The organism is Streptococcus sp. P25B114, from assembly GCF_053010325.1.
The window spans coordinates 34,260-46,076 of the sequence record NZ_JBRKNW010000017.1; the positions used below are offsets into that span (position 1 = coordinate 34,260).

The following is an 11,817-nucleotide window of genomic DNA, read 5'->3' on the forward strand; positions in this document are numbered from 1 at the left end:
GATGCAGGTACAAGTACAAGCACCAGGCAAGCTCTTTCTGGCAGGGGAATATGCGGTGGTCGAGGCTGGTCAGCCAGCTGTCATTGCGGCAGTAGACCAGTATCTGACCGTGACCGTTCAAACGTCAGACCAGGCCAGTATTCATTCTATCCAGCAGGCAGACCTCTATCTGCCTTGGAGCCGTCAGGGAGCGACTATTGTTACCCATGGGGAAAATCCCTATCCACTGATTACGACAGCTATGCAGGTGACCGAGGACTATCTGCGGACCAAGGGCTTGACCTGTCAAGGAGCTTATGCCCTAGACATCCAGTCAGACCTGGACGACCAGGTATCAGGCATCAAGTACGGACTGGGTTCTTCAGGTGCGGTTACGGTGGCGACGGTCAAGGCGGTTTTGGTCTATTACGAACAGTCAGCTGAGCCCCTCTTGGTTTACAAGTTGGCTGCCCTGGCCCAGACCCAGCTGGGCATGACCGGTTCCTTTGGTGACCTGGCAGCTTCTAGCTTTGGGGGACTTGTGGCCTACCATTCTTTGGACCGGGCTTGGCTTTTGCAGGCAATGGCAGAGCAGTCCTTGGAGGACTTGTTAGTCTCTGATTGGCTGGGCCTGAAGATTGAATCTATCCAGCTACCCGCTCCCCTGCAACTCCTGGTTGGTTGGACGGGGTCGGCGGCCTCGACTGACAGTTTGGTCCAGCAGCTGGAAAGTCAGAAAAGCCAGGAGCAGAAGGATCGTATCCATAGCCAGTTTCTGGCCGACTCAAAGGCCTGTGTGGAGCAGTTTATCCTGGCCTGTCAGACAGGACAAGTGGCAGCGGTCAAGCAGGCTGTGGCAGAAAATCGCAGGCTCTTGCAGGATTTTTCAGCTGATATGGGCCTGGTCATCGAGACGCCTATACTGAGTCAACTGGCTAATCTGGCCCAGGCTTATGGGGCGGTGGCCAAATCCTCAGGTGCAGGTGGAGGTGACTGCGGCATCTGCCTGGTAGACAGTAGGGAACAAAAAGAGATCATTGAGATGGCTTGGCGACAAGCCGGGATTCTTCCACTCCAACTAAACATCGCCATGCGTGAATAAGGAGATTTTATGTATTATTTTGGACAATTTGGCTTGGATCGTAAGGACCAGCATGTGGGGCTGGCCAACCAGCAGTATAGTAGTCAGTCGGCGTCGGACTTTGCCCAGACTCGTTTTGTGCACCATTCTTTGCCAGAGCTTAAGCTGGAGGATGTGTCCCTTGCAACCAGTGTGGCTAGTTTGGATTTTGCCCACCCATTTTTCATCAATGCCATGACTGGCGGAAGTGAAAGGACTGGGAAAATCAATCAGATGCTGGGGATTTTGGGGTGCTTTGGGAAGATTCCGCTGGCGTCGGGCTCTGTTAGTGCGGCCATTAAGGATCCTTCTGTGGCGGAGACCTTTTCTGTCATGCGTCGAGAAAATCCTCACGGAATCATTTTTGCTAACTTAGGTGCCCACCACGATGTGGACAATGCCAAGCGGGCTGTAGATTTGCTGGAGGCCAATGCCATTCAGATTCATGTCAATGCTCCTCAGGAGATTGTTATGCCAGAGGGGGACCGAGATTTCTCTATGTGGTTGAAGAATATCGAGATCCTGGTGCGAGAGCTGGATGTGCCTGTCATTGCCAAGGAAGTTGGCTTTGGTATGAGCCGGGAAACGGTGGCAAAATTGGCCTCGGTTGGTGTCCAGACAGTTGATATTTCGGGGACTGGTGGGACGGATTTTGCCAAGATTGAGAATGCCCGTCGGGCCTTTCATGATTACGACTACCTGGAGGGTTGGGGCCAATCGACGGTGGTATCTCTGGTGGAGGTCATGTCTCTGCCGGCTGACCGTCGTCCTCAGGTCATCGCCTCAGGTGGTATTAAAAATCCGCTAGATATTGTCAAAGCCCTAGCCCTTGGTGCTGACCTGGTCGGGATGTCCAATCACTTCCTGCAATTTGTAAAAGACGGCAAGGCAGACCGCCTGGAAGAGGCCATGCAGGCTATCGACCGCTACCAGACACAGATTGCGGAAATCATGACCATGCTGGGTGCTAAAACTGTGGCAGACTTGAGAAAGACCGACCTGATTCTAGCACCGGCTGTGCAGAATTGGTGTCAGGCACGTGGTATTGACTGGACGGCCTATGCAAGACGGTCAGCAGAAAAATAATACTCTTAGAAAATCATCTTATCCTTGTCGAGAGCCTTGGTGACTGAAAGGCTCCGAGGGAGCTAGGCTAGATTGGTTTTTATGGAATATAATGGAATAGAATAGAAAGAGGAGCACCTGGCTGAGGTGCTCCTTTTACAATCTTTACTCTGCCAATTGGCCTGCTTGCAATTGGTACATGCGTTGGTAGGTGCCTTTCATGGCCAAGAGTTGTTCGTGGTTGCCCGACTCGATAATCTTGCCCTTGTCCAAGACATAGATGCAATCGGCATCTTGGATGGTGGATAGGCGGTGGGCGATGGCAATGGTGGTCCGTCCTTGACGCATTTTTTCCAGGGAATGCTGGACAGTTTGCTCGGTTTCGGAGTCAATATTGGCTGTGGCCTCATCTAAAATCAGGATTTTTGGCTGGCTGGCCATGGTGCGAGCAAAGGCCAGCAATTGACGTTGTCCAGTTGAGAAGGCGGAACCTTTTTCGGTAACCAGATGGTCATAGCCGTCTGGTAATTTTTCGATAAAGGGAGCAGCGTCCACAAAGCGGGCTGCCTCCTCGACCTGCTCTCTACTGATATCCTGGTACATCTGGATATTGGAGGCAATGGTTCCGTGATAGAGGAAGGGGTCCTGCAAGACCAGACCGATATTTGACCGCAATTCCTGGGCAGGGAAGGTTCGGATATCCTGACCGTCAATCAGAACCCGCCCGGATTCAAATTCGTAAAAACGCATGAAGACGTTGATAATAGACGATTTTCCAGAACCGGTCGCGCCGACAAAGGCGATAGTCTGGCCTTTCTTGACCTGAAAAGAAACCTTGTCAAGGATTTTCCGTTTGCCGTCGTAGGAGAAGGAAACGTCCTCAAAAGCGATATCTCCCTGGCTGATACGGGCTCCCTGGTCAACCTGCAGGGGTTCCTCAATGGTCTGGTCCATAAGGGTAAAGACACGGCCGGCCGAAACCATGGAGGTTTGCAGGGTAGAGAAATGCTGGGTGACCTCCAAAAGCGGGTCGAAGAGGCGGTTAGCATATTGGATGAAGGCATAAATCATCCCAGCAGATACAGTAGCGTCTGACCAGTCCAAGCCGAAGTAGCTAATCAGCAGGGCATAGGTCAAAATCTTAATCAGCGATAGGGCAGGACGGAGGAAGAGACTGTCCAGGGCCATAGACTTGCTAGCATAGGCCAGGTGTTCCTGGTTGATAGCCTCAAATTCCTCAGTTAGACGTTTTTCCTGAGAAAAGGCCTGAATAATCCGAATGCCCTCGATAGACTCTGCTAGCTTGCTGTTGATGTTGCTGAGGAGACTGCGTGTCTTAGCGACGACAGGAGCGGATTTTTTTCGGTAAAGATTGACCAGGATGAAGATGACGGGCAGGAAAAGTACCAGCATGGAGGTCAATTTCCAGTCCAGGGCAAACATGGTATAGAGAGTAACCACGATGACAAAGAGGGCTGAAATAAAGCTGGATAGGATTCCTGAGAACATCTCTGAGATACTTTCTGTGTCATTGGTCAGGCGAGACACGATAGAACCGCTCGGTGTTTGGTCGAAATAGGCCATGCCTAGAGTTTGGACCTTGCCAAAGGCATCCCGACGAATATCTCGGACTACGCTATAGGAAACCTTGGCAAACCAAATATTGCCTAGATACTGAAAGAGCATCTGCACCAGATAAAGCCCAAAATAGGCAGCCAGAATCATGGTCCCAGACTGGGAGATATGTCCGATATAATTGTCAATAAAGTGGGAGGCTAGAAGGGGAATGATGCTGCGAACAACAGTCGTCAGCAAGAGAAAGGTCAGGGCTGCAGCAGTTAGGAGCGAGTAGGGTTTGAGATAGGATAGGAGGCGCCAGAAAACGCCTTTTTCTTTTGATTTAGCTTGCATTTTCTTCCTCCATTTCCAGTTGTTGCATCATGTAGGTGTCGTAGTACCAGGCTTGATTTTCCAAGAGTTCCTGGTGGGTACCCCGCTCGGCGATTTTTCCGTCTTCCATAACCAAAATCAAGTCAGCATGGACTACAGCTGAGAGCCGGTGGGCTGTGATGATAGTGGTCTTGTCCAGACGGCTGCTCTTGATATTTTCGATAATAGCATGTTCTGTCTTGGCATCAACTGCTGATAGGGAATCATCCAAAATCAGGATGTCAGGGTTGAGAATCATGGCACGGGCCATGGCTAGACGTTGTTTCTGCCCACCAGATAGGGAAATCCCTTTCTCACCGACCATAGTCGCAAAGCCGTCAGGCATGTCTTCGATGTCTGCATAGACATGGACAGTTTTGGCCGCCTCTTTGATGTGCTGCAATTCCAAATCAGGGTCGCCAAAGCTGATATTGTCCGCAACACTGGCCGCAAAGAGAAATTGGTCCTGGGGAACATAGCCCATAAGGGCACGCAGGTCTGCCAGGCGGTAGTTTTTGATGTCCTGCCCGTTTAGGGAAATAGCGCCCTGGTCTACATCATATTCCCGTAGGAGGAGCTTGATGAGACTGGTCTTTCCAGAACCTGTTGGACCAACTAGGCCGATAGTCTGACCTTTTTCAATGCTGAAGTGAATATCTTCTAAAGTAGGCTGCTCAGAATCCTTATCGTAAGAAAAGCGGTCGACCTTGTAGGAGATTTGTCCATTTTCTGGTGCTGGCAGAGGCTTGCTGGCCTCTTTTACATCAGAATGAACATCCAGTAAACTCTGGATGCGGTCGTAGGAAACAGCACCACGCTGGGTAATATTAAAGAGGAAACCGATAGCCATGAGGGGCCAGACCAGCAGGTCCAGGTAAGTCATAAAGGTGACCAATTGCCCTAAGGTAACCTGGCCTTGGGCGATGAATTGGGAGCCAAAAATCAAGGTGAGAACATAGGAGAGTCCGACAAAGAAGAGGACAGCTGGGTCGAAGAGGGAATCGTAGCGCATGGTCTTGAGGTTTTGGAGGTAGGCTGCCTGGTTGACCTCTTGAAAGGCCTTGCTTTCCTGCTCTTGGTAGCCGAAGGACTTGGTGACTTTGATACCAGACACAGATTCCTGGACCTTATTGTTCAGCTCTGAAAAGGCAGCTTGAGAGGCCTTGAAATTTTCATGAGTGCGGCGGCCCAGATAGCTGGTCGTCATAGCCATGAAGGGCAGGGGTAGGATAGCTACCAGGGTCATTTGCCAAGAAATCAGAAAACTCATGGTTACCAGGGTCACCACAGCGGTCACAGTCGCATCGACGAAGGACATAACACCGCCTCCTGCGAGACGGGTCAAGGCATTGATATCATTGGTGGCATGGGCCATGAGGTCACCGGTCCTGTGATTTTGGAAAAATGAGGGCGACATATTCATAAAATGCTCAAAGAGGCGAGCCCGCATAATTTTTCCTAGACGAAAAGAGGTGGCCAGGATATTCATTCGCCAGACATAGCGGAGGGCGTACATGCCAAAGCCAGATAGGATAAGCCCCAGTACGCCCAAGAGGAGTCCCTGTCCTGTCAGTGCACGGCTGTCGATTTGGTCAATGATTTCTCCCATAATATAGGCCGGCAGCAGGTTGAGGAGACTGACCAGACACAGAGAGATAATGCCAAGGAGGTAGCGCTTTTTCTCTAGCTTAAAAAACCACCAGAGTTGTTTGACAATTTTCATAATCATCCTTTCTTTTATTTCATAGAGTTTGGGCAAAATAAAGGTTGGATATCTTTTCTAAGATTCCAACGGATAGTTCCTGTTTTTTGTTAGAGATTGAGGTAGCGTAGCAAACTCCGTTTATTCGCGTTATAGGCTCCGAACCAGTCATAACGAATGATACGGACTCTGTTCGCTCCCTCTCCAACTTCCAACAGTCTCTCCCCAGACTGTGGAGTCATACAGGTTATAAATGTACATTCCAGTGTAACATACTATTCAGAAAAAGGAAAGTAAGTAGCCATGAGGACTATTTTTTGAGATTGTCCTTGTCTTTCAGATAAACTGGAGATGCGAACATTTCGAGGTCAATATGTCCTAGCAATTCCGTTTTCCTCTTATTTGTGGTAAAATAGGAGAAAATTTTATGAGGTAGAAACATGAAAGCAATTGTTACTGTTGTAGGAAAAGATAAGACAGGTATCGTGGCAGGTGTTGCAAGCAAACTTGCGGCCTTGGGGCTCAATATCGATGACATTTCACAGACCGTTTTGGATGAGTATTTTACCATGATGGCGGTGGTATCATCAGATGAGAAGAAAGATTTCACTCAGTTGCGTTCGGAATTGGATACCTTTGGTCAGTCCTTGAACGTGAAAATCAACATTCAAAGTGCTGCCATTTTTGATGCTATGCACAACTTGTAAGGAGAGGTTTCATGGATATTAGACAGGTTAGAGAAACCATTGAGATGATTGAGGAGCAGAATTTTGATATTCGGACCATCACCATGGGAATTTCCCTCTTGGACTGTATTGACTCGGATATCGACAAGGCTGCGGAGAAAGTTTATACCAAGATTGTCACCAAGGCCAAGAACTTGGTAGCAGTCGGCGATGAGATTGCGGCAGAGCTTGGTATCCCTATTGTCAACAAACGGGTATCGGTGACGCCTATTGCTTTGATTGGTGCAGCGACGGATGCCACGGATTATCTTCCCCTGGCTCATGCCTTGGACAAGGCGGCTCATGAGATCGGCATCGATTTTATCGGGGGTTTTTCAGCTCTGGTTCAAAAGGGCTACCAAAAAGGAGATGAAATCCTCATCAACTCTATACCGCAGGCATTGGCCCAAACGACAAAGGTCTGCTCGTCAGTCAATATCGGCTCGACCAAGTCGGGTATCAATATGACAGCTGTGCGGGACATGGGGCGGATCATCAAGGAGACGGCGGAAGCTTCTGATATGGGTGCGGCCAAGCTGGTGGTCTTTGCCAATGCGGTTGAGGATAATCCTTTCATGGCGGGTGCCTTCCATGGTGTCGGCGAGGCGGATGTGGTCATCAACGTCGGCGTATCTGGTCCTGGTGTGGTCAAGCGTGCCCTTGAAAAAGTGCGTGGTGAGAGCTTTGATGTGGTGGCGGAGACCGTCAAGAAGACCGCCTTCAAGATTACCCGTATCGGTCAGTTGGTTGGTAATATGGCCAGTGAACGCCTGGGGGTCAAGTTTGGTATCGTGGACCTGTCCCTTGCTCCAACGCCGGCTGTTGGCGACTCAGTGGCACGGGTTTTGGAGGAAATGGGCTTAGAAACCGTTGGTACGCACGGAACGACTGCTGCCCTTGCTCTGCTCAATGACGCAGTCAAAAAGGGTGGGGTAATGGCTTGTAACCAGGTCGGCGGTTTGTCTGGTGCTTTTATCCCTGTATCTGAGGATGAGGGCATGATTGCGGCGGTGCAAAATGGCTCCCTTAACCTTGAAAAATTGGAAGCTATGACGGCCATCTGTTCTGTTGGTTTGGATATGATTGCTATTCCAGAAACAACGCCAGCTGAAACCATTGCTGCCATGATTGCGGATGAGGCAGCTATTGGCGTTATCAACCAGAAAACCACTGCGGTTCGTATTATTCCTCTTGGAAAAGAAGGGGACATGATCGAATTTGGTGGACTACTTGGAACAGCTCCTGTCATGAAGGTCAATCAGGCTTCGTCTGTGGACTTTATCAACCGTGGTGGTCAGATTCCAGCACCGATTCATAGCTTTAAGAACTAAAAATCGTAAACCGATTGCGACAAGCAGTCGGTTTTTTGCTATACTAATAGTAAGAAAAGACAAGGAGAATGATATGGCAGATGTAAGATTATATATTTCTCGTCACGGGAAAACCATGTTTAATACCATTGGGCGCGTGCAGGGCTGGTGTGACACACCGCTGACCAAGGCAGGTGAGGAAGGGATTCGTGAACTGGGATTGGGGCTAAAGGATGCGGGTATTGATTTTAAACTTGCTGTATCTAGTGATCTGGGGCGAACCGTTCAGACTATGACCATTGCCCAGCGTGAGTTGGGAATTTTAGGAAAAATCCCTTACTACCAAGACAAGCGTATCCGTGAATGGTGTTTCGGAAGTTTTGAAGGTATGTATGATGCGGATCTTTTCCAAGGTGTTTTGCCACGTTTACGGGGCACGATTGATACAGTGGGAATGTCTTATGAAGAAATTGCTGCAGGTATTCAGGAAGCAGACACGGCTGGTTGGTCAGAGTCATGGGAAGTCTTGCGCGAGCGCTTGTTGACAGGTTTTGAATCCATTGCAAAAGATGTAGAAAAACAAGGTGGTGGCAATGCTCTGGTGGTCAGCCACGGCATGACTATTGCAACACTTGTTAATCTGCTCAATCCAGAAAGTCCGACCAATTTATTCTTAGACAATGGCTCTATCACCGTTCTCAAGTATGAAAATGGTCAATTTACCATTGAAGCAGTCGGTGATATGTCCTATCGTCATCGCGGAGCAGAATTGATTGCTCAAGGGAAGTAAATTTTTGCTTCCAAATATAAAATGCACCTGTTTCTTCCTATCAAAGTTGGATGAAAAGGTGCATTTTTAGTAATTAATAGGAATAAAGTTATGTTTGTTGCTTCTCTAGTCAAAGAATATTCATGATTTGTCATAGTTTTGTGTACGTGATGGTTCCTACATCACTATTTAAACTCTTTTTTACTAAAAATAACGTAACTCATATAAAAATATAGCATACTAGCCATAAAGCTAACACCCATGGATAGTCTTGAAATATGTTCCCCTTGTTGAAGCGAAAGAAATAGAAAATAATCTGTTGGTAATTTCATATGGAGTAGGTTACTGATAATGAGGTTGGAGATATTGTCAAAAAGAAGGCTAATTAAACTAAAGGCAAGATAGGCTTGATTGACCTTATTAGACTTGACAAATATCAGGATGGACAACAGAGAGATACAGATAAATAAAGGTGTTTGAGCAATGAAACTTTGTATTATTACTGCAAAATCAACACGATCACCTAGAAGTAAGCCAACACTGCTGCTCAATAAATAGGCTAGAAGGATATAAGCGAGATCTAGTACAAAGGTTGCTAAGACTTTATAGAAAAATACCCCTTTTCTTGTTTGTTGCTTGATAATAATATGATTGATGGTACGGTAAGTAAAATCTTCTCCAAAGAATAGGTTGGCTGGAACGATAAAAAATAGTGTGATAAATTGAGAAAGCAATTGAATAAGAGAGCTAGTGAAGTCTTCGTTGCCATGCAACAAAAAAGCGGATAAAAAGGACAGTAAAGCCAATATTCCCAATGAAATCGTTAATCTCTGTTCTTTTTGAATCTTAAATAAATCAGCTTTAAAGTAATGTATCATGCTCTTCTCCTTCTTGAATCAATGTCAGGTAATAATCTTCAAATGACATTTGTTGTTTAAAAATTTCTTTGACCTCAATCTCATGGTTTATCAAGAGATGAATGAGGCTCATAACATTCGTATTTGATGGCAGACTGATATAATCCTTATCTATTTTGTAAGCGATGCCCTGCTCTTCAAGGATAGTCAAGGTCTTAGGATGGTTGTTCGTTTGTAGATAGAGATGTTCTTCTAGGGTTTGTTCAAGCTCTTGCTTTGAGAATTCTTTGACGATAAGACCCTTATGCATGATAATGTAGCGATCAACCACCATCTCAAGCTCTGATAGGATATGACTGGAGATAAGGATGGTCATCCCATATTGATTTCGAAGATTTAAAATAATACTTCTCATTTCTTTGATTCCAACAGGATCAAGACCATTAATCGGTTCGTCTAGGATTAAAAAATCAGGGTCATCTAGGATAGCTAAGGCAATGGCTAAACGTTGACGCATTCCCAGTGAAAAATCTTTGGATTTTTTCTTAGGATCAACATCCTCTAAACCGACAATTGCTAATGTCTCTAAGATTTTTTCGTCCGCTTGCTTGAGATTTAATTGCAGAGCCATGTAACGAAGATTATCGATCGCAGATAAATTAGGTTGTAGAGCAGGGGATTCAATTAAAGCTCCAATACGACAATATTTTGAGCTAGTAATGGTACCTGAAGTTTGGGAAATGAGGCCCGATAACATTCTGAGAAGCGTTGTTTTCCCAGCACCATTTTCACCGACTAAGCCACAGATTTCTCCTTTATTAATCGTTAAAGAAACCTGATGAACGGCCTTTTGTTTCCCATATTGTTTTGATAATTCTTGGGTAGATAAGAGAGATGCCATAACTACCTGCCTTTCTATAAAAAAATGATAAATCTATGATATACTAGATTCAAAAGTTAGCAAATTTCGTTACATAAATGTAACGCGTGGAGAATATAATGGGAACTTACGGAAAAATTTTTAAACTCATTCGTGAATCAAAAAATATGTCTCTAAAAGAAGTGGCAGGGGATTTCGTGACACCTGCTCAGTTATCACGCTTTGAAAATGGAAAGAGTAATCTTTCTGTAGACACATTTTTTAATTGCTTAAGACGGATGAATGTGGTAGAAGGCGAATTTTCTACCCTCTACCAGTCCTACTTTCAGATAGATAATTTGTTTTCATCAGAGGAATTTGTTCGTGCAGTTTATAGTCATAATGCTCAGTATATGGATGATAGAATTTTGTACCATCAAGCAGAGTATGATAGAGATGGTCGTCAGTTTGATAGGGTGATGGTTGCAGCCTTTCATGTTTTTAAGCAACAATGGTGCGATCCTGATTATGATGTTTCAGAGGATGAAAAAGTTATTCTATCGGACTATTTAATGTCCATAGATGATTGGGGGAAATTTGAACTCTGGATTTTCGGAAATTGTAGCAGAGGTCTTCCTAGCAAAATGTTGGAAGTTCTGGGAATGGAAGTTCTCAATCGAACAAAGTTTTATATGGACATCACAGAAAACAGAGATAATGTCTATAAGGTGCTCATCAATATTTCGAGTAGTTTGTTAGATAGGGGAGAGGAGATTGCTGCGATTCGCTTTCTCAAAATTCTTGACTCTGTCAATATCATGGAAAAGAATATGCGGGATCGCTTGCTGCTTAAGCTCCTAAAAGCACGCTTGTCCTACATGAATGGAAATGATGGTGGCCTAGAAATAATGAAGGAATGCCTGCATATTGCCAAATTTTTAGATTGCTATGATTTAATCCACCAGATCAATAAGGAAATTGAGAAAGTTACAGATATGTAATGAATTTTAAGTGGCTCGCTATTTCTTGTAAGATGATACTTGTAAGTTTTATAAATTTACGAATAATGTTTATTTATCTTGGAGGAAATAATGATGAAGAAATTACTTGTTTTAGGTGCTCTTGCAATACTAGGTTTTGTAGCTTTTGGGCTTCTAACAACTAATAGCAGTTCAGCAAGTGCTGAAACGGAGGACAAGGTAGTTCTGTTTGGGAAAGTCGATTTTTCAGACGATGAAGAACAGGACACGGATGAGGGAAGGGAAGAAGTAGCGACGGAGAGCGATGATGCTAGCTGGCTTGAGAACTTTATCACGACACATAAAACACCATTTTCTAAAACAATCAAGAAATGAAATCAGGGATATTCTCTGATTGGTTCTGTTGCAAAGTTTTAAATCTACTATCAAATAAGGTAGAATAATAGAAAAAGATAGCAGGAGGAATGACGATGAATCATTTTAAAGGAAAGCAATTTCAGCAGGATGTGATTATTGTAGCCG

General features: G+C 45.5%; 11 protein-coding genes. 7 read left to right on the forward strand and 4 right to left on the reverse strand.

Annotation, left to right across the window (positions count from 1 at the left end; all coding sequences use genetic code 11):
- The first annotated feature begins 1 nt into the window (after nucleotide 1).
- Both ACVC7T_RS08680 and fni read left to right on the forward strand, forming a co-directional pair.
- Nucleotides 2–1,081, forward strand: coding sequence for a phosphomevalonate kinase (locus tag ACVC7T_RS08680; RefSeq protein WP_447262801.1), 1,080 nt, complete (start codon nucleotides 2–4; stop codon nucleotides 1,079–1,081).
- A gap of 9 nt (nucleotides 1,082–1,090) precedes the next feature.
- A complete protein-coding gene (gene fni, locus ACVC7T_RS08685) occupies nucleotides 1,091–2,185 on the forward strand; it encodes a type 2 isopentenyl-diphosphate Delta-isomerase (protein ID WP_447262802.1) in 1,095 nt (364 codons plus the stop codon).
- A gap of 144 nt (nucleotides 2,186–2,329) precedes the next feature.
- Here the strand turns inward: fni and ACVC7T_RS08690 are convergent, their stop codons facing one another.
- Together ACVC7T_RS08690 and ACVC7T_RS08695 are read right to left on the reverse strand one after the other, a co-directional pair.
- Entirely contained in the window at nucleotides 2,330–4,075 is a 1,746-nt protein-coding gene (locus ACVC7T_RS08690; RefSeq protein WP_105160400.1) for an ABC transporter ATP-binding protein, read from the reverse strand.
- Nucleotides 4,065–5,816 carry an ABC transporter transmembrane domain-containing protein gene (locus ACVC7T_RS08695; RefSeq protein WP_172021149.1) on the reverse strand — a complete coding sequence of 584 codons (1,752 nt, stop codon included), beginning with the start codon at nucleotides 5,814–5,816 and terminating at the stop codon, nucleotides 4,065–4,067. The genes ACVC7T_RS08690 and ACVC7T_RS08695 overlap by 11 nt, the downstream gene beginning before the upstream one ends.
- Before the next feature lie 419 nt (nucleotides 5,817–6,235).
- Here ACVC7T_RS08695 and ACVC7T_RS08700 point away from each other — a divergent pair, with 419 nt between their 5' ends.
- From ACVC7T_RS08700 to ACVC7T_RS08710, 3 genes are all read left to right on the forward strand, one after another.
- Nucleotides 6,236–6,502 (forward strand): ACT domain-containing protein, encoded by a 267-nt coding sequence (locus ACVC7T_RS08700; protein WP_105160398.1) that lies wholly within the window; start codon nucleotides 6,236–6,238, stop codon nucleotides 6,500–6,502.
- 11 nt (nucleotides 6,503–6,513) lie between these two features.
- Nucleotides 6,514–7,851: a PFL family protein gene (locus ACVC7T_RS08705; RefSeq protein WP_447262803.1), complete on the forward strand. Its 1,338-nt coding sequence runs from the start codon at nucleotides 6,514–6,516 to the stop codon at nucleotides 7,849–7,851.
- A 73-nt stretch (nucleotides 7,852–7,924) separates the two neighbouring features.
- Nucleotides 7,925–8,620: a histidine phosphatase family protein gene (locus ACVC7T_RS08710; protein ID WP_447262804.1), complete on the forward strand. Its 696-nt coding sequence runs from the start codon at nucleotides 7,925–7,927 to the stop codon at nucleotides 8,618–8,620.
- Between the two features lie 164 nt (nucleotides 8,621–8,784).
- Here the strand turns inward: ACVC7T_RS08710 and ACVC7T_RS08715 are convergent, their stop codons facing one another.
- Complete coding sequence (locus ACVC7T_RS08715; protein WP_447262805.1) at nucleotides 8,785–9,477, reverse strand: ABC transporter permease; 693 nt, start codon at nucleotides 9,475–9,477, stop codon at nucleotides 8,785–8,787.
- The gene (locus ACVC7T_RS08720; protein WP_447262806.1) at nucleotides 9,461–10,357 is read right to left on the reverse strand and encodes an ATP-binding cassette domain-containing protein; all 897 of its coding nucleotides are present in this window, start codon (nucleotides 10,355–10,357) and stop codon (nucleotides 9,461–9,463) included. The genes ACVC7T_RS08715 and ACVC7T_RS08720 overlap by 17 nt, the downstream gene beginning before the upstream one ends.
- A 98-nt stretch (nucleotides 10,358–10,455) precedes the next feature.
- Between ACVC7T_RS08720 and ACVC7T_RS08725 the strand changes: the two genes are divergently transcribed.
- Together ACVC7T_RS08725 and ACVC7T_RS08730 are read left to right on the forward strand one after the other, a co-directional pair.
- Nucleotides 10,456–11,316, forward strand: coding sequence for an Rgg family transcriptional regulator (locus tag ACVC7T_RS08725; protein WP_447262807.1), 861 nt, complete (start codon nucleotides 10,456–10,458; stop codon nucleotides 11,314–11,316).
- 90 nt (nucleotides 11,317–11,406) lie between these two features.
- Nucleotides 11,407–11,670: a hypothetical protein gene (locus ACVC7T_RS08730; protein ID WP_447262808.1), complete on the forward strand. Its 264-nt coding sequence runs from the start codon at nucleotides 11,407–11,409 to the stop codon at nucleotides 11,668–11,670.
- The last annotated feature ends 147 nt before the right edge of the window (nucleotides 11,671–11,817 follow it).